This is a genomic window from Devosia sp., from assembly GCF_017307495.1.
GTDB lineage: Bacteria > Pseudomonadota > Alphaproteobacteria > Rhizobiales > Devosiaceae > Devosia_A.
Genome location: NZ_JAFKHE010000033.1, coordinates 33,864 through 56,719 on the forward strand (window position 1 = coordinate 33,864; position 22,856 = coordinate 56,719).

Consider the following 22,856-nt stretch of genomic DNA (forward strand, 5'->3'; position numbering starts at 1 on the left):
TCACTCGTTGGAATATACGCTGATCCCGCTGTCGCCGAAGGCGTAGGTCTTCAAGATGCCGGTTTTGTCCGGTGCCATGCCGGGCGCATTGGCGGGCATCCCAGGCAACGTGATGCCGGCGATATCCGGGCGTTCGGCGACGAGCCGTTCAATGATGTCAACTGGGACGAGGCCGCTGACATAGTAGCCGTCTATCTGGGCGAGGTGGCAACCGAGCCCCTGCTCGGGAACACCTGCGGCGACCGAGCGCTGGGCGAAGTCGGCGTCGTCGACCAGCGTCACGTCGTAGCCGTGCTTCTGCAAATACTCGGCATAGGTGTTGCAGCAACCACAGCCCGGGTCGCGCCAGATCGTGATCTCCTTCGATGGCGCGGCGGATGCGACCGAGATGCCTGCGGCGGCTTGCGCCTTATCTTGTGGTGTGGTCTGGGCTGCCATGGCGGCTCCCGCTGCGAGAGCGAAAACGGCCGCGGCGACGATCAGCGATTTGTTCATTGAAGTACTCCGTTTGGGGGCAGTGTTGACCAGCGAGTGCCGCCGTCGGCGGTCCGTTGTAGAACACCGTCTATTTCGGCGACGACATGGGCAGGGTTCGTGGGGTGAACGGCGATCGCCGAACTGCGTCCTGCGATGAGGCGCGACCACACCACTCCCGCGTCCTCTGATTTCCAGAGGCCGGAAGGCAGGGCCGCGTAGAGCGTCTCGGGCTTCGCGGGCGCGCTCACGAGTGCCTGGACAATTTCGCCTTTAGGCAGTGGCGCCGCGCTCTTCGGTGCGCCGCCCGAGGCGAGCGCGTCCATCGCGTCTCCGGGCTGAACGTCCTGCCAGCGGCAGAAACAATCCGGGACCCGGGTCAATCCGACATTGGTGCCGGCATAGATCCAGATGCCGCCCATGCCGGTCGCGAGCTCTACCGAGGCAAGAGCAACGACGTCCTGCTCCTGCTCGTTGAGCCACGGCCGATCCATGGCAAGGCTCCAGGTGCGCCCCTCATCCTCGCTCCGCCACAGGCCGTCGCCCAGCACGGATGCGTAGAAGGTCTCCGGCTTCGTCGCAGCCACAGTGAGTGCAGCTACCCGTCCGCCCGGCAATCCCGAACTCCGATCCTCCCAGTTGCGTCCGCCACCAACCGAGACGGCGACCGCGCCTGAAGCAAGGCCGGCAACGACCAGGCCGGGCCGGCCCACATGAGTGGCGAGAGCGAGAACGGGTGTCGCGCCGGGGGCGGGCAGCGGATTCCATTTGCCGTTCACGGCGAGGCGCTGCACCTCGCTGCCGCGGGCGACCACGAGGTCACCCCCATCGAAGGCGAGGGCGGTGACGGACAGGGCTTGGGCGCCGAGCACGACAGGGTGCAGGACCAGTCCCGCGACCGCCGTCGCCCCGGCGGCCAGGAACCGCCGTCGTGATAGCGCCGGGTTCAGCGGAACCGGCTCGAGCGATGAGGACAAACGACTAGTGGACATGATCGTCACCGCCGCAGCCGTCCGACATGTCCCAAAGCTCGGCGACCTGCTCGTCGGTGAAGTCATGTTCGCGGATCAGGTACTTCGCGAGCCCGCCGTAAACTTGCCAGCGCCAACACTTGCAGCAACATGGCCCCCGCTCTGCCGAATTCTCCATCGCGTAGTCGTAGGCCGCCTGCCCTTCGGCAGAGAGTTCCACGGCAAACCAGGCCATTGCCTGTTGCGCGATGCCTGCCGGAATGTCGTAAGGATCGGCGGGAATAAGCGGGACGCTCGCGTATTTCTGCAGGCCTTCAACTTGCTCGCGATAGCGGTGCTCAGCCATCGGGCCGCAGCAGGAGCCCTGCAGCCGCATGGTCGGTGCCATCGAGGCGATCGACTCCATGAACGCGCGCGAGCAGTTGCTGTTGCCGTGCTGGCTCAGGTACTCGAAACGATCCTGGAGGATACCATCTCCGCCTGTGCCGGCGTGGGCGGGCCCCGACCATACTGACACTGACAAGGCCATCAACGCCAAGCCGATGAGCGCTAGCGCGGCAATTGCGCAGTTTCTCATGATCCACTGCTCCATTTGTTTCCTCATCAGGGCCTCACCCTATTGCCTGGAGAGCGGGCACGTTCTCGAGCAGCCAGAACGATAAGACCGACATCGTCCCGGTGATCATCGCGACGCCCATGACGATCATCACACCTCCGGCGCCGACCTGGGCTAAGCGGCCGAGGCGGCCCACTTGCCTGCGGCGGCGAAGCAAGGCATCGGCAAAGATCGTCGACAGGAGAAAGGGGAGCCCAAGTCCGAGGGCGTAGACCGACAGCAAGACGACGCCGGCCGAGGCAGTGGACGACACCGCGCTCACGGTGAGTATGGCCCCCAGCACCGGTCCGATGCAGGGCGTCCATCCGAAGCCGAAGGCGAGCCCAAGCAGATAGGCGCCAGCGGGACGTCCTCCGCGAATGGTACCGTGGAAGCGCGACTCCCGTTCTAGCCACGGCATTGGGACAAGGCCCGTCATGAAGACGCCGAACAGGATGACGATCGCGCCCCCGACCAGGTTTGCTTCGTACCGGTAAAAGAGCAGCACCCGGCTCAGCGCTGTCGCCGTCGCGCCCAATGCAACGAACACCGATGAGAACCCCAGTACAAAACACAGGCCGAGGCCAAGCGCCGAGAGCCGCGTGGAGGTCGACCGTCCGATCTCGCTCAGCGCGTTGCCAGACACATAGGAGATATAGCCGGGCACGAGAGGCAACACGCAGGGCGAGAGGAAGGATACGATCCCCGCGAGGAATGCTGCTGGAATGCCGATGTTGTCCAGCACGTCGGTTCTCTCCTATTCCGCGCGTGCTGCAGCGATCAGCTGCGCCATAGTTTCAAGATCGACAAGGCCTCGAGTAATCTGCTTGCCGGAGATGAAGCTGGGTGTCCCCGACAATCGAAGGGCATCGGCGAGATCGAAATTCGCCGCGATCGCGTCCTCGATCGCAGGATCGGCCATGTCGAGCTTCAACTGCTCGACGTCGAGGCCGATGCTGGCTGCGATCTCCAGTGTCGAGCTCTCCGAGATCGAGCCTTTGAACGCCATCATCGCGCTGTGAAAGGCAAGGTACTTGCCCTGCTTCTGGGAGGCGAGCGCGGCACGCGCAGCGAAGTGGGACCCCGGCCCGAGGATCGGAAACTCCTTGAAAACGATCCGTAGCCCGCTGTCCTCCTGCTGCAGCTGTTGCAGCATGGGCGCAGCCTGCCTACAGTAGGGGCAATTGTAGTCAAAGAACTCCACGACCGTGACGTCGCCATCGACATTGCCCCCGACCGGGGACGTGGGATCACTGACGATCTCGTCATGGCGGGCGGTGAGAACCGCGGTCAGCTCGTTCTCCTGGGCCGCCTGCTGACGCGCCTCCAACTGCTTGACCGCCTCGACAATGACTTCTGGATTGCTGAGCAGATACTCCTTGGCGAGGCTCTCGAAGTCAGCCCTCGGAGCCGCAGTCCCAAGGTAGCCGAGCGAGACCAGCAGGGAGGCTGCCGACATGCCGAAGGTTGCGACCATCAGAAGCAGGAGCCCGACCATCATTGCTGTTGGCCGAGTTCGCTTCGGCCAAGCAGAGTTCGGCGTCGTGCTGTCAGAGGTGCCAGCTGTCTCCGGGGTTTCCGCTGTCATCCAAGCAGTCCTTTCAGCCAGTCGAGCAAGCCCGGGTCGCCGTGACCATCATCGGGTAGGTCCCGGTTCACGAGGGCATTAACGAAAGTGACGATGCTCAGGGGCTGGACCTTCAATCCGTGAAAGCGGGCCTTGAGCCGGCCATCCTGATCGATGACATGGGTGACGACGCCGTGCATTTGCTCGCCGTCCTCCGTCTGGGTGAACTCGAGCCCATATCCCTTGGCGACAGTGCGCGTCGTGTCCTCGGGTTGCCCCTGCTGTGTGGTCAGGAACAGCCAATTACCGAGATCGGCGCCATGCGCCTTGCTGTACTCGGCGAGGACGGCACCCGTATCGCGAGATGGATCGGTCGTGATGGTGACGAACTTGACCCTGTCCCGCATTGGGGTCGGGTTGATCATCGCCTGCAAGGCCGCAAGCAGCTCAGTGTGCAGCGGGCAGAAGTCGCCGCAATTGGTGTAGATGAAATTGAGGATGACGACCTTCCCCCGAAGGTCTGCCATCTCGACCGGGTTCCCGGCAGCGTCCTCCAGCGCAAAGTCCGGGGCGTGGCTGTCGACCGGCTGGAAGTAATCCTCATTCTCCATGAGCTGTTGCTCGACGTAGTCGAGCGAATGGGACAGGGCAGGCGAGGCGAGCGCGGCGAGGATGGTGGCTGCGAATGCAATGCTTTTGAGGTTCTTCACTTTCACTCGTAGTCTTCGCATGACCGGGCTGTGGCGGAGGTGTTGCGATCTGCCTGAGCGCTCGTGGGTTTCGGTTGCGGCTGGTCGCTGCTTGAAGCGGGGACTTCATTGAGCGGCATGTCACGTGACGCCGCCTCGTCCGCAGTTGGTCTCATCAGGCGAGGCAGGCACAGGCCGAGCGCACACATGGCGGCGCACGGAAGCAGGCCGACCAGGATCGGGGTGATGCCGGCGGCCGCGAGCCAGCTCCAGTTGAGGCCGAGGCCCAACGTTACGGCTATGCCCCCGAGAACAAGCAGTCCCCTGCGACCGCTTAAGTAGCGTCCGAGCCGCCCCGCCGGCTCGGCGGTTCCCGATGGCTTTGCGAGGTTTGTATGCTGCGACATTCTCATGGAGTTTCTTTCCCTTGCTATTGTGTCGGCTGTGCCGGCTCGGCAGCGATGAGCGACTTAAGTGTCGAGACCATTTCCTCCGAATCCCAATCGGTCGGGCCAATGACGCGGCCGATCTCCATGCCATCACGATCGATCAGCAGGGTCGCTGGCAGACCCACAGTGCCAAGCTCGAAAGCCGCGCCCGTGGAGGTGTCGATGCTGACCGCGAGATGCTGAATGCCAATCTCGTCGAAGAACCTTCTGACCACTTTCGGCCCTCCGCGATCGATCGAAAGTGCGATCACCTCGAAGTCGGGGCCGCCGAGTTTAGCCTGCAGACGGTCCAGGGTCGGCATTTCGATGCGGCACGGGACGCACCACGTTGCCCAGACGTTGAGCACCACGACTTTGCCGCGAAAGTCGGCAAGCGAGCGCGAGGCACCGGCTTCGTCCGCGAAGTTGATGTCGGGCACGGGAACTGGGGTGTCATGCAGCGCGAACTGACGCGCTGGCTCAGCGGCCGACACCGGCACGGCAGCAGTCGCGATGGCAGCAACGAGCATGAGGAAAGAATGCTTCATGACGGGCGCGCCTCCGCTTGCAGTCGGGTAATCAGCGGCAGGAACGTGTCCGACAAGATCTGCTCGGTGATTGCCCCGACATGCTTGTGGGCGATGACGCCGTCCGCACCCACGACGAACGTCTCTGGAACGCCGTAGACGCCCCACTCGATCGCCACCCGGCCGTCACGGTCGGCGCCTGTGCGGGTGTAGGGATCACCCCGCTCGTCCAGCCATTTCGCTGCGTCGTCAGGAGCGTCCTTGTAGTTGATGCCATAGACGGGAATGACCTTCTCCCGGGCGAGCCGCATGAACACTGGGTGTTCTTCGCGACAGGGAATGCACCAAGAAGCGAAGACATTGACCAGCGAGACTTCGCCGCGCAGGTCGACGCTCGAGAGGCCGAGACTGCGCCCCTGAACGGGAGGGAGCGCGAAATCCGGCACGGCCCGGCCAATCAGCGCCGAGGGAATGACACTGGGATCGCGGCCCAATCCGGCGGCGAAGACGGCAACGAGGCCGCCTACCGCGGCAAGCGGAATAAAGGCGAGTACGCTGCGCCGCGTGACGCCCAAGGGGGCGCTCACGCAGCGGGCCTCGGCCTGTGCCCGATCAGACCCTGTCATCTCGGGCGCGCCGAGAAGGACCGCACGAACGGCCAGCCATAAGGCTTGGAATTGTTGGGCACGAAACCCCTCCGCGATTACCCGAAATCAGCTCTTTGCCCGCGAATGCGACCGGGGATCCGGACGCACGCGCTGAACAGCAAGCGCGCTCACGCTTCAGCAGGCTTCAACCGAAGCGTGCTGGCGTTCAGCCGATGTAGGGGGTTCGCGGAGGAGGAGGACTGGGAGGGGTACTGCTGCCCAAAAGGGGCTCAACCCTTGGAAGGTAGAGTTTGTCAGTGGATAGGAGGCGAGCTGCCGCCTGAGGCTCGACGAGCACCGCAAACGCCGATGCCCCGCAGATTGCATAGCAGGCCGGGGCGGCGTCCTTGCACGGGAGCGGCATGGATTTGCCGTCGTCGCAGTCGGGGGGCACCTGATTTTCGACGTCCATGTTGGATGCCGACATCATTCGTGCCCCCGGCGCGCCCATGCTGCTCGCCTGGACGGCAAAGGTGCTGGCGCTCAGGGCGAACAAGAGCCCAAGCGCTATCACCGCTATTTGCCGAAGCGACCAGTTCACCATGACCCTCAAGCATTGCCGCCGAAACATGCTGCCATCAAGGCACATTCCGTTGATCCGCGTGCCGCGGTAAAAATGCCGCAGATACAGCCAGGAAAAACAAAGTCTTCAGCACTCTGTTTGTTCCCTCCACCTGCAGCGTCGTTGGAGGAACCGGCCTCCAATTGCCGGTGTTGAGCAGCACGAATCTGCCGCGTCGCAGCGAAGAAGACGCCGAAAGCCCCGCCGCTGCGGCAATGGGAACAAAGGCAAGAAGGTTTGGGCGCGTGATGTCGGCCTGCGACGTCTCCCTCAGGCGCAGCCACGTTCGTCTCGTCATTCGTCATGCTTGTTCTCCTGGCCAGCGCATCAGTTCACCGCGCAAACGGCGGGCGCCGGAACTACGAGTAGATCATGCGTGAAGCTCTCACCGGGCGGGATGGGCGGGCTGGGTAAGCCCCGGTCCGGGCAACGATCAGCCGCAGCCAGGAGGGCGCAGCCGAGCCAGATCAACGAACAGTTAGGGTAACTGCGGCCTTAGCCAGTTGCATTCAACTCGCTTCAAATCTGATTACAGCTTTTCCCTTTCGGGCAATTCCACATCGGCAAGCTCCTCCTCGATCGGGGAAGAGCAATGTCCTTCAAGCATTTAGTTTTGGTGTCGCTTGCCGCGGTGTTCGGCCTCATCGGTCAGCAGTCGGCTCTGGCAGTCGACTTCGGCAACCCGGCATTCGCACCGGAAGGAGCGCCGACCTCTATGCCCGTCGGGCACTATGAATTCTGCAAGAGTTCACCGACCGAGTGCGGCGAAAGCGATACACTGGTGGTGGCGACCGAAATTACGCAGTCGACCTGGGACGCTTTGGTGAAAGTCAACGGTGAGATCAATGCCACGGTCGCACCACTAACCGACCTCGACCAGTACGCGATCGATGAGTACTGGACCTACCCGAAGGGGGCGGGCGACTGTGAGGACTATGCGCTGGCCAAGCGCAGAGAGCTGATCAACCAAGGCTGGGCGGCGAGTACGCTGCTTATGGCAGTGGTCCGTCAGCAGAATGGCGCGGGCCACGCAGTGCTGATGGCCCGCACCGACCGGGGCGACCTGGTCCTCGACAACCAGGACGGCGACATCCACCTTTGGAACGAGACGCCTTACACCTATCTCAAGCGGCAATCACAAGCCAACGCCGGCAATTGGGTCGAAATTGTCGACCAGCGACCGGTGTTGGTCGCAGCGGTGCATTAGCGCTCTCATGTATCGAACGCCTCTAAGCGCTTGCCTGCCTTCAGAAAGGGAGCAGGGTCTATCGCGTTATCACCCTGCCGCAACTCGAAATGAAGATGCGGTCCCGTCGAGCGGCCAGTGGACCCGACCAGCGCGATCCTTGCATCTGCCTCTACCTCATCGCCTTCCGCGACCAATGCCTTCGACAGATGCGGATACCGTGACACCAGTCCGGACGCGTGGGTGATTTCGACCACCCGACCATATCCGTCTTTCCAACCGACGAAACTTACGACGCCGCTGGCGGCGCTGCTGACCGGCGTACCTGTTGGCGCCGGGAAATCTATCCCGGAGTGGAACGCCTTCTGACCGGTGAACGGGTCACTGCGAAGGCCATAGCCCGAGCTGACCCGGCTGGTTGCGACGGGCGGGTGAACTGGGGTTCGCTCCATCGCCAGGCGCACGGTCGTCAACCGATCGATGGCGGCAAGCGCCGGACCCAAATCGAACGTCGGCACGACCGGTGCCATGTCGGCTGCCTCCAGCAGCGGTCCACCGACACCCAGCCGGGCATCAAACTGTGGCGGGTGGCCAAGTTGCGTGAGTTCTTCTGTTATCGCCTCAGCCGACAGCGTGACGATCTCAGTCAGCGCCCCGAGGGCGGTGACGGTTTCCTGCTCCATGTCACGAAGTTCGAGCTCTATCCTGTCGATCGGCCCCACTTTCGGTGACGTCTCGTTGTCGCGCCGAATCGACGGTAGAGGTTTTTGAAACACCGCTATGCCTAGGTCAGCGACCTTGCTTCCGAGCAGACGCACTGTGCTTAGCTGTTCGGCCAATTGAAGTTGAAGCTGGGTGAGGTCTTGAACTTTAAGGGCAGTGCTTCCACTGCTCGCCGTCTCCCTGGAGCGAAGGCGATCGACATCACGGCGCAACTGGGCCAGTCGGGCTTCGTATGCAGATGTAGCCGTCTGCTGGCCGTCCCACATTCGCGAAACATCCGGGTGTGTAACAAGGCCAGACAAGGTGACCGCATTGACGACCACGAGGCCGGCAAGCATCGCCACATATCGCTTCCTGCAAAGTGCCGATGAAGGGCCGCGCACGCTGGACAATCCACGCCACACAATGGCAGGAATGATCGACCGCTATGGTTAAGGAAGCGACAAGGTCTCACATATTAGGAGCCATCAGTCCCAGAGCGCTCACGTCCAGAAGCACGGCAAAGCCAAGAATTTGCTCAAGCAGGACATTGCGCGACAGCGTTCGCAGGCCTTGAGCCGGTGCAACCTTCATGCGCTTCTCGAGAAGAAAATAGCGATTGTGGAGGGCCAAACAGACCATTGCCGCGAACAAGCTGATTTTGATGAGGAGAACCCGGCCGTACGCATCGCCCGGATCGGGCACACCACCGAGCATCTGCCAAGTGTTCAAAGCACCTGTCACCGCAATGAGCGCTACGGCCGCTACGCCCATGCTTGAGAAGCGGCCCAGCGCGGTTACCACCTCTGCCGTTGCCGTCGGATCGCGCCGCGCCGCTACGATCAGGCGACCGAGGGGCACGAGGCCCCCTATCCATGCTGCGGCTGCGGCAACGTGGACAGCCTGACTGAGTGAGCCCACGATGCCCCATACTGCGGCGTGGCCCTGCCAGCCCTCACATGTCAAAATCAGGAAAGTTATCGCGGGGACAAATCCCGGGGGGCCCCACAAGCTCGCCCCGAGCAAGAGGATCACAAGCGAAATCCGGGCGATCCATACCGGACCGAAGCCGGTTTCCAGCAGAACGCCACTCAGCGCTTCAAGGGTACCCTCGCGGTCCGTGAGTCCTGCTGCAAAGGACACCAGCCACACGCCGGCAAAAGCTATAGTCGCAAGCGCAAGGGCAAGATTGATGCCGCGAGGCTGCTGCGCCCGCGAGGCTGTGCCGCTCCTGTTCAGCGCATAGAACGGAAACAGCGTCGACCCGAACAGGATCATAACCGACAGGAAATAGCCCCATCGCGCCAAGACAAGCGTGCTAGCGACGTCCATTTCTACGGTTTGACTTCAAATCTGTAGCTTCCTTTCACCTTGTGCCCATCTGCTGAAAGTACATGCCAATCAACCTGGTAGACGCCGGGCACGAGGGAACCCAACACCGGCGCAACCATGTTCTTATTGTCTACCGTGATTTCACCTGTAGCGACGAGCGCGCCGTCCGGCCCCAAGAGGTCGATGCCGGAGAATCGAGCCTCAATGTTCTCATTGAAGCTCAGGCTGATCTCAACTGGTGGCTGGGCAACAGCCGCATTGGCAGCTGGAACGGTCTGGACCAGGAGCCCATGCGCCAGAGCCTGCCCTGGAAAGGACAGCCCCAGCAGTGTGAGCAACGCGACAATTCGGATAGCCAGGGTCATCGCGAATTCTCCCATTGTCTTGAGTCGAGCCGCCATACGACGTTGGCGTCGGAGCCGGTTCCGATAACCGTTTGCCCCAGGCATGAGGTCGGCGATCATTTGTCGTCGGCGCGTACCCCGTAGAGTTCCAGTTTGTGCGCTGCCTGTAGCCGAGCCGCTTGGCAATCGCGTGCTGCAGCCTCTCTATTTCGGGATCCACGAACTCGACGATCTCTCCCGTTTCGGCGTCGATCAGATGGTCATGATGTGGGCCGTCGGCTAGCTCGTAATGGCAGCGGCCCTCGCCGAAGGTGTGCTCTTCCACAATCCCCGCGTCGCGCAGCGTCTTGAGCGTTCGATAGACAGTGGCGAGCGAGATTCGAGGGTGGTCGCGCGAGACCAGTTCGTGAATTTGGTTGGCGCTGGGGTGGCCTTGGGCTTTCGCTATGACCTGCGTTATCGCCCTTCGCTGGCCGGTGAGTTTGATACCATGGGCGCGGCAGGCATCGGTTAGCCTTTCAAGCGTCTGGACCGCTGGCATGTACTGTCCTCGCAATCAGATCTTGATCACTGCGGCGGTGGCGTACATGAAGGCGACGCCTGCCAGGAGACCACCCAGAGCCGAAGGCGACAGCAGTGCCGAGCCTTTGCCCTTGTTGGAACGGAGAAGATAGGCACCAACCTCGACGATCACCTGCAAGATCGCGCCGGCGCCGATAGCCAGGGCAAGAGCCGACCATTGGGGGGCGACAGCCAGGCTGCCAATCCACATTCCAACCACCGCGGGAGCGCCAGCCACCAGCGTCAGGACGACGAATGACCAGAGCTTTGGGCGCTCCTTAAGGATCGGCGCTGCTATGCCGATACCTTCGGTGATGTTGTGGATGGCAAATCCAAGAACGAGGAATGTACCAAGGCCAGCTGATCCCGCTGCGAAGGCGGCACCGATAGCGAGACCCTCCCCGAAGTTGTGCAGCCCGATCCCGAGGGCAATGTAGAACGAGAGCGCCAGGCCTGCGGGAGTGCCGCGCCAGCGGCCGATGGCCATGAGGATCATGAAACTCGCCAAGGCGGCGAGCACCACCATGGCCGGCCCCTGGAACAGCGCCGCCGACTCGGCGGCAAGCTCGAGCGCCTCGGCACTCATGTCGATCAGTAGGAACGCGAGTAGGCCGATCGTCAGTGCCAGCAGGAAGTTCAAGCCGGATTGGCCGACGCCGCGTAGCGCGGGGTAGAACATCAGACCGATCGCAACGGGCAGGATACCGACGATGGCGCCAATCAGGGCCTGAGCGGTCAGCGCGGAAGCGTTTGGCTGCGGCGTTGGAACAGCGACGGGAATCTCGTGCTCGAAGGCAGTGCCGGTATTGGTGAGGACGTTGACGCGGTGCGCCTCGCCCAGCACCCAAGGATACGGAAGTGAAATCCAGGCGGTGGCGCCGCGAGCGAGTTCGCCGGGCGGGTCCTGGGTAAATGTCCAGTAGGCATCATCGACCTGGACCTGCGCGATCGACATCGGCTCCGACCCGCCGGCCCGCACCAGCACTTTGATCCCGCTGCTGTCGAGGATGGTGCGCTCATAGGTCAGCGCTTCGACCGGCGGGGCGCCGTTGTTGAAGCTCCTGAGCGGATCAGTTGCCGCGATCCAGGCGAGCGCCGCGAGCAGTAGCGCCAGCGGCAGCAAAAGCCATGCAAGGCGACGCCATCTGTTCGCTTCAAGCGGGGGCGGAAGAGTCGATGCAGTGTCCGTCATTTACGCCTCCACGACGTCGAACATTCCCATCTAGCCGAGCTCGGTAAACTCAGACTGATGGGCATGGAACATGTACATGCCCGGCTCGTGGTCCTTGTAGCTGAACTCAAGGATGCCGCGCTGGGCCTGGCACTGGGTGATGAGGTCGACGGTACGCAGCGTCGGAGTGAGCTGCGTGCCGGTGTCATAGTAGTCGAAGAAGTTGGCGTGCAGGTGCAACGAGTTGATCGGATCGAACTCGGTCACGTTCACCAGGTAGATGCGCACCGGCCGGCTCTTCTCGATACGGATCGGCCGGTTGCCATACGCATGCGGGATGGAGTTGACAGCATAGAACTCGTTCTCGTTGTCGAAGTTGGTGTCGAAGGCGTTCATCACCATCACCATCTCCTGCCAGTGGGCGTTCTCCGGCGTACCGAGCAGCCGCGACTTGGCCTGTGCTTCGAACTCTGGATGGAGAGCGGGGTCGGGGTCGATGACGAAGGCGCCGTACATGCCCTTATGCATATGCCGCTTCAGCGGCAGCGCATGGCAATGATAGAGGTGACAGCCGAATGGCTTGGCATCGAACTCGTAGACGAATTCCTCGCCTGGGTTGATGAGGCCAGCACCCGGCACGCCATCCATGCGGGCCGAGTGGATGCCATGGAAATGCATCGAGTGTGGGTGCGACCCGAAGTTCTTGAAGACGAACCGTAGTCGCTCGCCTTCCTTCGCGCGGAAAGCTGGACCGGGTACCCGTCCGTTGTACGTCCAAGCCGGGAACATCACGCCGGGGGCGATCTCGATTTCCTTGTCGACCGCCTCGACCTCGAAAGTGCGAAGCGGTCTACCGTCCACGGTCGTGGATAGGGTGCCCCTCTCCCACTCTGTCAGCATCGCGGATGGGTCGAAACCGTTCCTCGCATAGTCGACTTGGCCCACGGTCATCATGCCGCCATGCGCTCCGCGGTGAGCCGTAGGCGCTGCGTATGGGTCGGCGGTCGGCACCGCCGAATCACCCGACGTGGCGGCCATGTCGTGGCCTGGCATGCTTTGGGCAGCCGCGGTCGTGGCCAGCGCTGCCGCACCACCTGCTACCGCGAGCCCGCCCAACAATAGGCCGCGCCGAGTGACGATGTCGCCGTGCGACTGATCGCTCATGTTGTTTCCTAGTTGCGAATAGATCGCAACAGGGATAAGCACGTCCAGCGGTCATTTGCAAGTAGGAATGATTTGCAGAAAGGGCGCGGTCCTCAGCTTGGGGGACAGATCGTACTGCCGCACGCGCGCATATTGCCGACCTTTTCGCGCAGGACCTCGATGCCGACGGCCCCGGGGACAATCTCATCGCCGATGATGAAAGTGGGAGTGCCTGAGATGCCGAGTCGGCGGGCCAGGTCATAGGATTGGTCAAGCGCGGCCGTCACTTCCGGGTCGGATAGCTTGCCCTTCAACGTCGCCTCGTCGAGCCCCAGTTTGCCTGCCTCCCGCAACGCAACGGGGCCATCGATCTGCCCGCGGGCTGTGTAGAGCGCTCGGTGGAAGGACCAGTAATCTGCTCCTGCCAAATCCACCAAAACACCGACCTTGGCAGCGTCGACCGACCCCTGTGACAGGATCGGGAACTGCCTAAGCACCAGACGCAGGTTGGGGTCCTCGTCAACAAGTGCGACCAGATCCGGCATGGCAGTGCGACAGTAGGCACAGTTGTAGTCGTACATCTCCACAAGGGTGACGTCGCCAAGCGGGTTGCCAACGACCGCCGCCCCAGTGTCTGAAAAGATGCGATCGCGGTTTTCAGCGATGAGGGTCTTGGTTTTGGCCGCCTGTTCTGCCTGGCGCTTCGTAGCGAGAGCGTCAGACACCCGCTGAAGAACATCCGGGTTGGCCAGGAGGTACTGCTCCACCATTGGGCCGAGTTCTTCCGGTCGGTATTGCGGGCCAGCCGTGGCAGCCGCGATCTCGTCGACGATGAGCTGCCGCAACTGGGCTTGATCCCAGTTGGGTCCGATTGGCGATTGGATCAAGGCAAAGGCGGCTACGGCGCCAGCCACCGCCCCCGCCAAAACAACCACCACAAGTCCCAGTATTTTCATAGCGTTCAGGCGCGCAGCAACGGTTCGAATTCCGTCGCCAGTTCTTCGAGTGAGAGCGCTCCGGTCCTGTGCTTGCCATTGATGTAGAACGTGGGGGTTCCGGTAAGGTGGAACTCCTTCATCGCCTGATCTCGAGCGGCTTCGAGGGCATCGAAGCCCGCCTGGTCCTTGAGAGCGGCGTCAAAGCTCTCTTGGGTGAAGCCATGCTGAAAGGCGATCTTTTCCAGGGCCGTCTTCGGTGTTTCCGAAGTCGACCACTGTTCCTGGGTCTTGAAGAAGGCTTCAATCAGGTCGAAATAGGCTGTCTCGGCGCTGGCATAGGCTAGCAGGAAGACCACGGCGTCCGGGACATTGCGCACGAATGGGCGGACGACTAGGCGCACTTGACCGGCTTCGACATAGGTGCGCTTCAGTTCCGGATACGTCTCTACATGGAACTTGGCGCAATGCGGGCAGGTCGGCGACGCATACTCAATCAGGGTGATCTTTGCATCTGCGGCGCCCAAGGATCGATCCGGAGGTCCCGCGGGCTTCATCAACTTTTCCAGGGGAATTGTATCCCCGTCTTCGGCGGACGCTCCCCCCGCGATGCTCCCGATCGCCAGGATCGCGGCGGTGCTGCCGATGAATGTCCGTCTGTTGATGGTCATGCGTTCCTCCTGTTGCCATCATCTAGCCCGTCAGAGGCCCGGCCGTGCCATCCCTGATGTTGATCAACTTGGCGTGAGGCCCGCTCTCCCAAACGCCGTGTCAGGCCGCCTGATTGTTCTCATGGAATCGGCACTCACTGTGATCGGCCAGAATTTCGATCACCCGACATGTCTCGACCCGCCCATGGGAGCAGCCTTCGACCATGCGCTGCAGCTCGGCTTCGAGCGCCCTGAGACTCAAGATTCTCCTGCGGACCTCTTCCAGCCGCGCCTTTGCGATGGCGTCGGCGTCCGCGCATGGCTGGGACGGTTCATCCTGAAGGTGCAGAAGCGTTCGAATGGCATCGAGCTCAAATCCAAGTTCCCGCGCATGGCGAATAAACGCCAGCCGGTCCACATCCGCCCTTGCATAGAGGCGACGGTTGCCGTCTGTCCGCTGCAATGCGGGGAGCAGTCCGATCTCCTCGTAATACCGGATGGTCGGCACTTTCACGCCGCTGAGCTCGGCTGCTCTTCCTATCGCTAAGCCATGATCCATTTCACAGTGCTCCTCTAGCCACTGGAGCATGTAGTGCAAAGCCATCCACCATGAAAGGTGCTGGCGCCGGTGCAGGGTGGGCGTGGCGCTGGTGCGACATCATTGCACAGCATCGTGATCAGTTTAGGCGTTGCTCCTCCAGTGGCTAGAGGTTGTAGCCAGTGCCCGGTGCGGCAAGGAGCATGAAAATGACCGAGGCAACGACCCAGACCCGCTTTCTCGTCGACGGGATGGACTGCGCAAGCTGCGCAGCCAAGATCGATACCGCTACCCGGAGGGTCGAAGGGGTCGAGGACGTCTCGGTGTCCGTGGTGGCCGGCACCATGACCGTAAAGCACTCGCCGGCAGCCGATCTGGAACAGATCGTGCGGAAGGTAACCAGTCTCGGTTACAAGGCCAGGGCTATCGAGCGCGGCGATGCTGGATCGAAGAGCGAGACCGCAAAGCAGGCGCCCACGCTCGAACACACTGGGCACGATCAATCAGGGCACGCTCACGCCGGACATGATCACGGCGAGGACAACCACGATGGTCACAGCCATCTTGAGCATGATCACGATGAGCACAAAGACCATGCCCATGGTGAGGATCATAAGCAAGAAAAGCCCGACAAGCTCGCCGGCATGCACGGTCACGACCATTCCCCCGAAGACGGCCCCTGGTGGAAGACTGTCAAGGCTCGTCTGACGATCGTTTGCGGGCTGGCGATCGGAGGGGCGTTCGCGCTGGCCTGGTCCGTACCCTCTGTAGAGTCCTGGATCTTCATTGTCGCAATGGCGGTCGGTCTGATTCCGATCGCGAGGCGGGCGCTCTTTGGCGCGCTGAACGGCAGCCCCTTCTCAATTGAGACGCTGATGACGGTCGCCGCCGTCGGCGCCGTGTTCATCGGTGCCAGCGAGGAAGCAGCGGTAGTGGTGTTCCTTTTCCTTGTGGGCGAACTGCTCGAGGGAATCGCAACGGGTCGGGCACGGGCCAGCATAAAGGCCCTGGCCACGCTGGTCCCCAAGACGGCATTTGTCGAGGCCGACGGCAAGACCACCGAAATCCCGGCTGACCAGGTTGCAGTCGGGGCGACCGTACTTGTCAGGCCAGGCGACCGCATCCCGGCCGACGGAACTATCGTCTCCGGCGAGAGCGCCATTGATGAAGCCCCGGTGACGGGTGAGTCCGTCCCCAAGCGCAAGACTGTCGACGATCTGGTCTTTGCCGGCACCGTCAATCAGGAAGGCGTGCTACGAATTCGGGTCACGGCGGCAGCCTCGGACAACACCATTTCGCGCATCATCAAACTGGTTGAGGAGGCGCAAGAATCGAAGGCGCCGACTGAGCGGTTCATCGACCGGTTCTCGAAATACTACACGCCCGGCGTCATGGTGGTTGCGGCCTTGATAGCCATCGTCCCTCCGCTGCTCTTCGGGCAGTCCTGGGGAGAGTGGATTTATAAGGGCTTGGCAGTGCTGCTCATTGGCTGCCCATGCGCCTTGGTCATCTCGACCCCCGCAGCCATCGCTGCTGCCCTCTCGGCTGGCGCCCGACGCGGCCTGTTGATGAAAGGCGGGGCCGTGCTCGAGGGCTTGGGCAAGATCAACCACGTAGCACTCGACAAAACGGGTACGCTGACCGTGGGCAAGCCGCAGGTCACCGACATCGTCGGGGTCGATCATTCGGAGGCCGACGTGCTCGCACTGTCTGCGGCCTTAGAAGTGGGATCTAGCCACCCGCTGGCCACGGCGATCCTGGCCAAAGCGAAGGAGCAGAACGTCCATCCCAAGCGAGTTGAAGGCGCTGGAGCGGTGGGCGGCAAAGGTGTCATCGGCACGGTTGAGGGGCAGGAGCTGTTTCTCGGTTCTCGCCGCGCTGCTGGCGAGCGCGCACCCCTCTCTGCCGATCTCGAGAGCCGGATTGCCGCGCTAAATGACGAAGGTAAGACCGTTTCTGTACTGCTCGCCAACAGCAAGGTCGCGGGATTGATCGCGATGCGCGATGAGCCGCGCGAGGATGCCAAGGCCGGTCTGGATGCACTGAAGCGGCTGGGAGCTGACGTGGTTATGCTCACCGGCGACAATCGCCGCACTGCCGAGGCGATCGGCAAGTCCCTGGGCATCGAGCCTCGAGCCGAGCTACTGCCGCAAGACAAGCAGAAGTTCGTCGACGAACTGCGCCAGCAGGGGAAGGTGGTTGGCAAGGTTGGCGACGGCATCAACGATGCTCCGGCACTTGCTGCTGCCGACATTGGCATAGCGATGGGTGGCGGCACGGACGTGGCACTGGAGACGGCCGACGCGGCGGTGCTGCATGGCCGGGTGCTGGATATCGCGAACATGATCGTGCTGTCGCGCGCTACAATGCGCAACATTGTCGAGAACATCACCATCTCACTGGGGCTCAAAGCATTCTTTCTGGTGACTACGGTCATCGGCATCACGGGGCTGTGGCCCGCAATTCTGGCCGACACCGGTGCAACTGTGCTTGTGACCGCCAACGCTATGCGGCTGCTTGCATGGAAGGGGCTCGAGCGTTGATGGAGATGCGGCATGCGTATCTCTGGTTCGCGGTGCCCGGTCTGATCTTCGTCGATCTGGTCACCAAGTTCTGGGCCCGCACCACGCTCGTGCCCCCGGTTGTCGAGCTCGACCTCGGGCCATTTCTCGGTCTGCAACTGACCGAAAATTACGGCGCGACCCTAGGGCTCCTGTCTTTCGGTGACGGTCCGGGCCGGATTATTCCTTTGCTCGTCACCATAGGTCTGACGATCGGGCTCGGCGCATGGCTCATGCGGACGAAGAGTGAGTGGCGCCGCCCATTCATTGGCCTCATCTTTGCCGGAGCAGTGGGGAACGTTGTGGATCGACTGCTGAATGGTGCCGTTACCGATTTTCTGGCGTACCGATGGCTTGGCGAGCCTCTGTTTGTCGGAAACGTCGCCGACATATGGATCACCATCGGTGCCATCGGAGCGTTCGGCGGCATCCTGATCTCGGGCCCGACCAATCGGCCCGCGTCCGAAGCCGTCAAGGGAAATTGACGATGAAAAAGCTGCTACTGGCGCTGGGCCTTCTGGCCGGCCTGATCGTTCCAGCATCCGCGCACGGCTTCACCATTGGGGAGATCGAAATCGTGCACCCGTTTCTGCGCGCGACACCACCCAAGGCGACGACGGCGGCCGGCTACATGGTGATCCGCAACGGGGGTTCCACACCGGACCGGCTGTTGCGGATCGAGACCACGGCAGCGGAAAAGGTCGAGTTTCACCGGACTGTCATCGAGGGCGGCATCGCGAAGATGCAACCAATCAAAGAGGGGTTCGAGATTCCGGCAGGCGACGAGTTCCGATTGGGCGCCGACGGCACCCACGCCATGCTGGTCGGCCTGACCGGGCCGATCGATCTGGGTTTCCTCATGGATGCCACCCTGGTCTTTGATAAGGCGGGGGCGCTGCCGATGACTTTCGAGGTGGAGCCGGCAGGCACCAAGCTCGAGGACACCGAGGCCCACCATGAGTAATGACGCCCCGGTGCCCGCTGCCAAGAAGCCAAAATACAAACCACCGCTTACCTTGCGGATATTCCAGGTGGTCTTGTGGATATTGGTAGTCGGGGCCGCCGCCTACATGGCATTGCCTCGCTTGCTAACGCCCGCCCCAACCGCGCAGCTCGGCCCAGGCGTGCCGCTCACCGCGCCGTTCCAGCTGGTCAACCAGGATGGCCAACCGGTCACCGAAAAGGCATTCGCCGGCAAGGCCGCTGCCTGGTTCTATGGCTTCACCAACTGTCCGGACGTCTGCCCAACAGCGCTGGCCGAAATGGCGACCTTGCTGAAAGAGTTGGGTCAAGACGCAGCGAAGCTCAACACGGTGTTCGTGACCGTCGACCCCGAGCGGGACACGCCGGAAGTACTGAAGCCGTACGTCGAGTATTTCGATCCCCGGATAGTCGGCCTCACGGGCGATCTTGCGGCTATCACTTCAATGGCGAAATCGCGGTTCGTGTACTTTGCGAAGGTGCCGCAGGACGGCGGCGGCTACGACATGGAGCACAGCGCTGGAATATTCCTCACCAACGCGAAGGGGGAGTTCGTGGGGACCCTTGATCCCGAAGAGCCGCTTGAAACGAAGCTGCAGAAACTTCGCAAGCTGACGGCCGACGCCGCTTAACCCCCAATAGGTACTACACGAAGGAGATCACGATGGCTCAACCTCAGACCGCTTCCGCGCCCTCGGGCCACGGCTTGCTATGCCCCACTTGTCGGGTGGACCTGGTCATGAGCGACAGGCAGGGCATCGAAATAGATTACTGCCCGAAATGTCGCGGCGTTTGGTTGGATCGCGGCGAGCTCGACAAGATCATCGAACGCAGCTTACCGACCCCGACTTCGCCTTTCGGGCGGGAGGCGCCGCGCGACGAAGGGAGACCCCAGACTGGCCACTCGCGTGATCGGCATGACGATGACCATCGTTACGGCGGAAGTCACGGCCGCCGGCGGGAGTCCTTTCTCTCGCGCTTGTTCGACGACTGAAGCCTATCGCCGAGCGGGAGCGCACGAAGCCGATGTCAGCCGGACACAGCCATAGCGGACCGACGACGGGAACGGCGGGTGCGCGCCATCGGCGCAGCCTGGTGTGGGCGCTGGCGCTGACCTCGACCTACCTCGTCGCTGAAGTCGTCGGCGCACTTGTCACCGGCAGCCTGGCCCTCCTCGCCGACGCCGCCCACATGCTGACGGATGTGGGTGGCCTGGCGCTAGCTCTGTTTGCCATCTGGTTCGCGTCCCGCCCAAGATCGTCGCTCAAGACGTACGGGTACCTCAGAAGCGAAGTGCTGGCCGCGCTAGCGAACGCGGTCGTTCTGCTGCTGCTGACCGTGTACATCTTGTACGAGGCCTATCAGCGCTTCTTCTCACCTCCGGAGGTGCTATCGACGCCCATGCTGGTGGTGGCGGTAATCGGACTTGCCGTCAATCTGATCAGCATGAGGATACTGGCGGCCGGCTCGCAGGAGAGTCTTAACCTGCGGGGAGCCTATTTCGAGGTCCTCGCCGATATGCTCGGTTCGATCGGCGTCATCATTTCGGCGCTTATCATCATGTTCACCGGCTGGACCCTGGCCGACCCGATCATTGGCGCAGCAATTGGCATCTTCATCGTTCCGCGGACGTGGGTGCTCCTCACTCACGCCGTCAATATCCTCCTCGAGGGAACGCCAATTGGTCTGGATGCTGCCAAACTCGAGCGTGACCTGCAGGCCATCGATGGTGTGCTCGACGTGCACGACCTTCACGTATGGACCATCACCTCCGGCTTCGACGCGATGAGTGGACATCTGGTGGTTGCCGACGACGCAGACCAGCAGTCCGTTCTGCGCGCCGCACAATCTCTGCTGCATGACGACTTTGGAATCGATCACACCACGATCCAGATCGAAACGGCCGCAACCCGCGGCAAGGAAATCAGAACCCAGGTATGAGGCAGGCAATGACGGAGACGGCGGTCCGGACGGACCAGACACAAATCAATATGAAGGATGGCGCCACGATAGCGCTGCTGGCTGCATGGGTTCTGGCCTTGTTTGCGGCAGCGGCAGTGTTGTTCATTGGCGAGGTGATGGGGCAACAGCCCTGCGTCTTGTGCTGGTACCAGCGGGCCGCGATGTTTCCGTTGGCACTGCTGCTCGGCATCGCCGCCTGGCGCGGGGATCTGGGAGTATGGCGATACGCGCTGCCCATCACAGGTGCCGGAATCCTCATCGCAGCCTTCCACACGCTGCTCTACTACGGCGTCATACCTGAGAGCATCGAACCGTGTGGTGCCGGGCCTTCCTGTACGGACGCCGCGATGACTATCCTCGAGTTGCCCATTCCCGTGCTGTCTCTCGCCGCATTCGTGGGTCTCTCAATGCTCCTCGTCGAAGTCCGCAAGGGAGAACCGCGATGAATCGGCGTCACTTCGTCCTCGGTGTTACCGGCTTTGCCATCGTCGCATATACCGGCGGTGCGTTCGCGTATCGAGAAGCCGTTGCTTCGGCCGCTCGCGATCGCGCCACCAAAGTCGGTGCTGCCCTCTACCGTGATCATGCTCCGATAATTGGCCCGACCGAGGCGAAGGTGACGATCACCGAGTTCTTCGATCCGTCATGTGAGGCTTGCCGCGCCTTTTATCCGATCGTGAAGCAGATCATGGAACTGCACGCGGGCAAGGTTCGCCTGGTACTCCGTTATGCCGCGTTGCATGAGGGATCGGACCAGGTGGTCCGGATACTGGAGGCGGGCAGGCTCCAGGACAAGTTCATCCCAGTGCTGGAGGCGCTCCTTGCGAAACAGCCTGAATGGGCCGTGCACGGCGCCCCCGATATCGAGAAGGCTTGGTCGATCGCCGGCTCTGCCGGCCTGGACCTGAACAAGGCGCGAACGGATGCCCAAACGGACCCTGTCACGGCTGTGCTGGCTCAGGATGCAGCCGATGTTGAGGCCGTTGGCCTAACCCAAACTCCGACCTTTTTCGTCAATGGAAAACCGCTGACAGATTTCGGTCCCCAGCAACTCTACGACCTGGTTACAGCCGAGGTACAGGGCGCCGGCGCGTGAGTGTCGACGTTCTGGTGATCGGAGGAGGGCAGGCGGGGTTGTCAACCGCCTATTGGCTGAAGCGGCTGGGTCCATCGTTTGTGGTGCTCGATGCCGCCGACCGCATCGGGGACAGCTGGCGGAAACGCTACGCTTGTCTCACCCTGTTCACCCCACGGGAGTTCAGCAGCCTTCCGGGTCTCGCCTTGCCGGGCGAACCCGCTGGCTATGCAACCGCAAGTGAGTTCGGCGACTACCTTGAGCGGTACGCCGAGAAGTTCGCGTTGCCCGTCCGCTCCAACCAGCGGGTTGTTCGGCTGGCCCGATCGGACAAGGGGTTTCTAGCGGACCTGAGTTCGGGAGAGCAGATCACCGCTGCAACTGTGATCGTTGCAACGGGAGGCTTTCAGTCGCCGATTGTGCCCGCGATGGCTGCTGACCTTTCAGACGATGTGCAGCAGCTCTCGGCGGAAACTTACAGGACACGTGCAGAGGTGTCCGGTCACCGCGTCGTTGTGATCGGTGACGGCGCTTCCGGGCGCGATATCGCCGCTGATCTAGCCGATAGTCACACTGTCGTGCTGGCGTGCGGCCGACCGCGCCGGCTGCTGCCTGAAAAGATTCTTGGCATCGGTACGTGGAAGTGGCTACGGGCGCTGGGCCTCCTTAGCGCCGACACCAATTCGCCAGTTGGCAGGTTCATGCGCAAGGCGGACCCGTTCCCCAACAGACAGCGCGACCTGCCCACTCTTGGTCGGCTGGGCGTAGAACTCAAGCCTCGCGCGGTTGCGGCTCACGGCAAGGAGATACGCTTCAGTGATGGCACGTCTCTTGAAGTGGAAACCGTTGTCTGGGCGCTTGGCTATGGGGATGAGAGCGCCTGGCTTGAAATCGGCGGCGCGCGCGATGCAGATGGCGCCTTCCAGCACTACCGAGGACGCTCGCCGATCCCGGGTCTGTATTTTGTAGGCCGTCCTTGGCAGCGCAACAGAGCGTCTGCGCTCATCACGGGAGTTGGAGCCGACGCTCGGCTGATCGCCGCCGAGGTGTCTGAGGCTTTCGGCCACGACACGCGAACGGCGGTCGAACGAGCCCTTAAGCTCAGGTTGTTGATTGCCACTGAGAACTGACCCAGCAGGCTGGGATTTTTCCATCGAGATTTGACCCATGTGTGACCCTTGCCCCTCGTGGTTTGAGCGGGGGCTGTGGAGTGATCGACATGGCATTGTTGAGCGTTATCCGACGCTGGCATTTT

At 62.1% G+C, this 22,856-nt stretch carries 28 protein-coding genes; 10 read left to right on the forward strand and 18 right to left on the reverse strand.

Annotated features, from left to right (window positions below; genetic code table 11):
- The 9 genes from J0I99_RS19950 to J0I99_RS19990 form a co-directional block, all read right to left on the reverse strand.
- A complete protein-coding gene (locus tag J0I99_RS19950) occupies positions 1-495 on the reverse strand; it encodes a DUF411 domain-containing protein (RefSeq protein WP_291399209.1) in 495 nt (164 codons plus the stop codon).
- Positions 492-1,466 (reverse strand): hypothetical protein, encoded by a 975-nt coding sequence (locus tag J0I99_RS19955; protein WP_291399210.1) that lies wholly within the window; start codon positions 1,464-1,466, stop codon positions 492-494. The genes J0I99_RS19950 and J0I99_RS19955 overlap by 4 nt, the downstream gene beginning before the upstream one ends.
- Positions 1,456-2,037: a hypothetical protein gene (locus J0I99_RS19960; protein WP_291399211.1), complete on the reverse strand. Its 582-nt coding sequence runs from the start codon at positions 2,035-2,037 to the stop codon at positions 1,456-1,458. The genes J0I99_RS19955 and J0I99_RS19960 overlap by 11 nt, the downstream gene beginning before the upstream one ends.
- A 19-nt stretch (positions 2,038-2,056) precedes the next feature.
- A complete protein-coding gene (locus J0I99_RS19965) occupies positions 2,057-2,785 on the reverse strand; it encodes a cytochrome c biogenesis protein CcdA (RefSeq protein ID WP_291399212.1) in 729 nt (242 codons plus the stop codon).
- 12 nt (positions 2,786-2,797) lie between these two features.
- Positions 2,798-3,541, reverse strand: coding sequence for a DsbA family protein (locus J0I99_RS19970; RefSeq protein ID WP_291399213.1), 744 nt, complete (start codon positions 3,539-3,541; stop codon positions 2,798-2,800).
- Between the two features lie 83 nt (positions 3,542-3,624).
- Complete coding sequence (locus J0I99_RS19975) at positions 3,625-4,323, reverse strand: SCO family protein (RefSeq protein WP_291399214.1); 699 nt, start codon at positions 4,321-4,323, stop codon at positions 3,625-3,627.
- A 403-nt stretch (positions 4,324-4,726) separates the two neighbouring features.
- Positions 4,727-5,272 carry a TlpA disulfide reductase family protein gene (locus J0I99_RS19980; RefSeq protein WP_291399215.1) on the reverse strand — a complete coding sequence of 182 codons (546 nt, stop codon included), beginning with the start codon at positions 5,270-5,272 and terminating at the stop codon, positions 4,727-4,729.
- Positions 5,269-5,826 (reverse strand): DsbE family thiol:disulfide interchange protein, encoded by a 558-nt coding sequence (locus tag J0I99_RS19985; RefSeq protein ID WP_291399216.1) that lies wholly within the window; start codon positions 5,824-5,826, stop codon positions 5,269-5,271. Before J0I99_RS19985 ends, J0I99_RS19980 begins: the two co-directional genes overlap by 4 nt.
- 621 nt (positions 5,827-6,447) lie before the next feature.
- Complete coding sequence (locus J0I99_RS19990; protein ID WP_291399217.1) at positions 6,448-6,765, reverse strand: hypothetical protein; 318 nt, start codon at positions 6,763-6,765, stop codon at positions 6,448-6,450.
- A 287-nt stretch (positions 6,766-7,052) separates the two neighbouring features.
- Between J0I99_RS19990 and J0I99_RS19995 the strand changes: the two genes are divergently transcribed.
- Positions 7,053-7,667: a transglutaminase-like cysteine peptidase gene (locus J0I99_RS19995; protein WP_291399218.1), complete on the forward strand. Its 615-nt coding sequence runs from the start codon at positions 7,053-7,055 to the stop codon at positions 7,665-7,667.
- 5 nt (positions 7,668-7,672) lie between these two features.
- Here the strand turns inward: J0I99_RS19995 and J0I99_RS20000 are convergent, their stop codons facing one another.
- The 9 genes from J0I99_RS20000 to J0I99_RS20040 form a co-directional block, all read right to left on the reverse strand.
- Entirely contained in the window at positions 7,673-8,707 is a 1,035-nt protein-coding gene (locus tag J0I99_RS20000) for a M23 family metallopeptidase (protein ID WP_291399236.1), read from the reverse strand.
- Between the two features lie 112 nt (positions 8,708-8,819).
- Positions 8,820-9,680, reverse strand: a complete 861-nt coding sequence (locus tag J0I99_RS20005; protein WP_291399219.1) for a CopD family protein — start codon at positions 9,678-9,680, stop codon at positions 8,820-8,822.
- 2 nt (positions 9,681-9,682) lie between these two features.
- Positions 9,683-10,018 carry a copper homeostasis periplasmic binding protein CopC gene (gene copC / locus J0I99_RS20010; protein ID WP_291399220.1) on the reverse strand — a complete coding sequence of 112 codons (336 nt, stop codon included), beginning with the start codon at positions 10,016-10,018 and terminating at the stop codon, positions 9,683-9,685.
- The gene (locus J0I99_RS20015; RefSeq protein WP_291399221.1) at positions 9,912-10,565 is read right to left on the reverse strand and encodes a Fur family transcriptional regulator; all 654 of its coding nucleotides are present in this window, start codon (positions 10,563-10,565) and stop codon (positions 9,912-9,914) included. The genes copC and J0I99_RS20015 overlap by 107 nt, the downstream gene beginning before the upstream one ends.
- 15 nt (positions 10,566-10,580) lie before the next feature.
- Positions 10,581-11,777, reverse strand: coding sequence for a ZIP family metal transporter (locus J0I99_RS20020; protein WP_291399222.1), 1,197 nt, complete (start codon positions 11,775-11,777; stop codon positions 10,581-10,583).
- Between the two features lie 30 nt (positions 11,778-11,807).
- Positions 11,808-12,920, reverse strand: coding sequence for a multicopper oxidase domain-containing protein (locus tag J0I99_RS20025; RefSeq protein WP_291399223.1), 1,113 nt, complete (start codon positions 12,918-12,920; stop codon positions 11,808-11,810).
- Positions 12,921-13,012: 92 nt separating this feature from the next.
- Positions 13,013-13,855 carry a DsbA family protein gene (locus tag J0I99_RS20030; protein ID WP_291399224.1) on the reverse strand — a complete coding sequence of 281 codons (843 nt, stop codon included), beginning with the start codon at positions 13,853-13,855 and terminating at the stop codon, positions 13,013-13,015.
- A 5-nt stretch (positions 13,856-13,860) separates the two neighbouring features.
- Positions 13,861-14,505 carry a thioredoxin domain-containing protein gene (locus J0I99_RS20035; RefSeq protein ID WP_291391128.1) on the reverse strand — a complete coding sequence of 215 codons (645 nt, stop codon included), beginning with the start codon at positions 14,503-14,505 and terminating at the stop codon, positions 13,861-13,863.
- A gap of 100 nt (positions 14,506-14,605) precedes the next feature.
- Positions 14,606-15,043 carry a helix-turn-helix domain-containing protein gene (locus J0I99_RS20040; protein WP_291391129.1) on the reverse strand — a complete coding sequence of 146 codons (438 nt, stop codon included), beginning with the start codon at positions 15,041-15,043 and terminating at the stop codon, positions 14,606-14,608.
- Between the two features lie 188 nt (positions 15,044-15,231).
- Here J0I99_RS20040 and J0I99_RS20045 point away from each other — a divergent pair, with 188 nt between their 5' ends.
- From J0I99_RS20045 to J0I99_RS20085, 9 genes are read left to right on the forward strand one after another with little or no spacing between them, the layout of a single operon-like run.
- A complete protein-coding gene (locus tag J0I99_RS20045; protein WP_291399225.1) occupies positions 15,232-17,565 on the forward strand; it encodes a heavy metal translocating P-type ATPase in 2,334 nt (777 codons plus the stop codon).
- The gene (locus J0I99_RS20050) at positions 17,565-18,068 is read left to right on the forward strand and encodes a signal peptidase II (protein ID WP_291399226.1); all 504 of its coding nucleotides are present in this window, start codon (positions 17,565-17,567) and stop codon (positions 18,066-18,068) included. The genes J0I99_RS20045 and J0I99_RS20050 overlap by 1 nt, the downstream gene beginning before the upstream one ends.
- A gap of 2 nt (positions 18,069-18,070) precedes the next feature.
- Positions 18,071-18,547 (forward strand): copper chaperone PCu(A)C, encoded by a 477-nt coding sequence (locus J0I99_RS20055; RefSeq protein WP_291399227.1) that lies wholly within the window; start codon positions 18,071-18,073, stop codon positions 18,545-18,547.
- Positions 18,540-19,196, forward strand: a complete 657-nt coding sequence (locus J0I99_RS20060) for an SCO family protein (protein WP_291399228.1) — start codon at positions 18,540-18,542, stop codon at positions 19,194-19,196. Before J0I99_RS20055 ends, J0I99_RS20060 begins: the two co-directional genes overlap by 8 nt.
- A 32-nt stretch (positions 19,197-19,228) precedes the next feature.
- On the forward strand, positions 19,229-19,558 hold the full coding sequence (locus J0I99_RS20065) for a zf-TFIIB domain-containing protein (protein ID WP_291399229.1): 330 nt from the start codon (positions 19,229-19,231) through the stop codon (positions 19,556-19,558).
- Between the two features lie 32 nt (positions 19,559-19,590).
- Entirely contained in the window at positions 19,591-20,505 is a 915-nt protein-coding gene (locus tag J0I99_RS20070; RefSeq protein WP_291399230.1) for a cation diffusion facilitator family transporter, read from the forward strand.
- An 8-nt stretch (positions 20,506-20,513) separates the two neighbouring features.
- The gene (locus tag J0I99_RS20075; RefSeq protein WP_291399231.1) at positions 20,514-20,972 is read left to right on the forward strand and encodes a disulfide bond formation protein B; all 459 of its coding nucleotides are present in this window, start codon (positions 20,514-20,516) and stop codon (positions 20,970-20,972) included.
- On the forward strand, positions 20,969-21,622 hold the full coding sequence (locus tag J0I99_RS20080) for a thioredoxin domain-containing protein (protein WP_291399232.1): 654 nt from the start codon (positions 20,969-20,971) through the stop codon (positions 21,620-21,622). Before J0I99_RS20075 ends, J0I99_RS20080 begins: the two co-directional genes overlap by 4 nt.
- The gene (locus J0I99_RS20085) at positions 21,619-22,731 is read left to right on the forward strand and encodes an NAD(P)/FAD-dependent oxidoreductase (protein ID WP_291399233.1); all 1,113 of its coding nucleotides are present in this window, start codon (positions 21,619-21,621) and stop codon (positions 22,729-22,731) included. Before J0I99_RS20080 ends, J0I99_RS20085 begins: the two co-directional genes overlap by 4 nt.
- Positions 22,732-22,856: the final 125 nt, after the last annotated feature.

Coding starts and splice junctions, on each gene's coding strand:
- J0I99_RS19950 (WP_291399209.1), bottom strand. CDS start 495: ATGAACAAATCGCTGATCGTCGCCGCGGCCGTTTTCGCTCTCGCAGCG.
- J0I99_RS19955 (WP_291399210.1), bottom strand. CDS start 1,466: ATGTCCACTAGTCGTTTGTCCTCATCGCTCGAGCCGGTTCCGCTGAAC.
- J0I99_RS19960 (WP_291399211.1), bottom strand. CDS start 2,037: ATGGAGCAGTGGATCATGAGAAACTGCGCAATTGCCGCGCTAGCGCTC.
- J0I99_RS19970 (WP_291399213.1), bottom strand. CDS start 3,541: ATGATGGTCGGGCTCCTGCTTCTGATGGTCGCAACCTTCGGCATGTCG.
- J0I99_RS19980 (WP_291399215.1), bottom strand. CDS start 5,272: ATGAAGCATTCTTTCCTCATGCTCGTTGCTGCCATCGCGACTGCTGCC.
- J0I99_RS19990 (WP_291399217.1), bottom strand. CDS start 6,765: ATGACGAATGACGAGACGAACGTGGCTGCGCCTGAGGGAGACGTCGCA.
- J0I99_RS19995 (WP_291399218.1), top strand. CDS start 7,053: ATGTCCTTCAAGCATTTAGTTTTGGTGTCGCTTGCCGCGGTGTTCGGC.
- J0I99_RS20000 (WP_291399236.1), bottom strand. CDS start 8,707: ATGCTTGCCGGCCTCGTGGTCGTCAATGCGGTCACCTTGTCTGGCCTT.
- J0I99_RS20005 (WP_291399219.1), bottom strand. CDS start 9,680: ATGGACGTCGCTAGCACGCTTGTCTTGGCGCGATGGGGCTATTTCCTG.
- J0I99_RS20015 (WP_291399221.1), bottom strand. CDS start 10,565: ATGCCAGCGGTCCAGACGCTTGAAAGGCTAACCGATGCCTGCCGCGCC.
- J0I99_RS20020 (WP_291399222.1), bottom strand. CDS start 11,777: ATGACGGACACTGCATCGACTCTTCCGCCCCCGCTTGAAGCGAACAGA.
- J0I99_RS20025 (WP_291399223.1), bottom strand. CDS start 12,920: ATGAGCGATCAGTCGCACGGCGACATCGTCACTCGGCGCGGCCTATTG.
- J0I99_RS20030 (WP_291399224.1), bottom strand. CDS start 13,855: ATGAAAATACTGGGACTTGTGGTGGTTGTTTTGGCGGGGGCGGTGGCT.
- J0I99_RS20035 (WP_291391128.1), bottom strand. CDS start 14,505: ATGACCATCAACAGACGGACATTCATCGGCAGCACCGCCGCGATCCTG.
- J0I99_RS20040 (WP_291391129.1), bottom strand. CDS start 15,043: ATGGATCATGGCTTAGCGATAGGAAGAGCAGCCGAGCTCAGCGGCGTG.
- J0I99_RS20045 (WP_291399225.1), top strand. CDS start 15,232: ATGACCGAGGCAACGACCCAGACCCGCTTTCTCGTCGACGGGATGGAC.
- J0I99_RS20050 (WP_291399226.1), top strand. CDS start 17,565: ATGGAGATGCGGCATGCGTATCTCTGGTTCGCGGTGCCCGGTCTGATC.
- J0I99_RS20055 (WP_291399227.1), top strand. CDS start 18,071: ATGAAAAAGCTGCTACTGGCGCTGGGCCTTCTGGCCGGCCTGATCGTT.
- J0I99_RS20060 (WP_291399228.1), top strand. CDS start 18,540: ATGAGTAATGACGCCCCGGTGCCCGCTGCCAAGAAGCCAAAATACAAA.
- J0I99_RS20065 (WP_291399229.1), top strand. CDS start 19,229: ATGGCTCAACCTCAGACCGCTTCCGCGCCCTCGGGCCACGGCTTGCTA.
- J0I99_RS20070 (WP_291399230.1), top strand. CDS start 19,591: ATGTCAGCCGGACACAGCCATAGCGGACCGACGACGGGAACGGCGGGT.
- J0I99_RS20075 (WP_291399231.1), top strand. CDS start 20,514: ATGACGGAGACGGCGGTCCGGACGGACCAGACACAAATCAATATGAAG.
- J0I99_RS20080 (WP_291399232.1), top strand. CDS start 20,969: ATGAATCGGCGTCACTTCGTCCTCGGTGTTACCGGCTTTGCCATCGTC.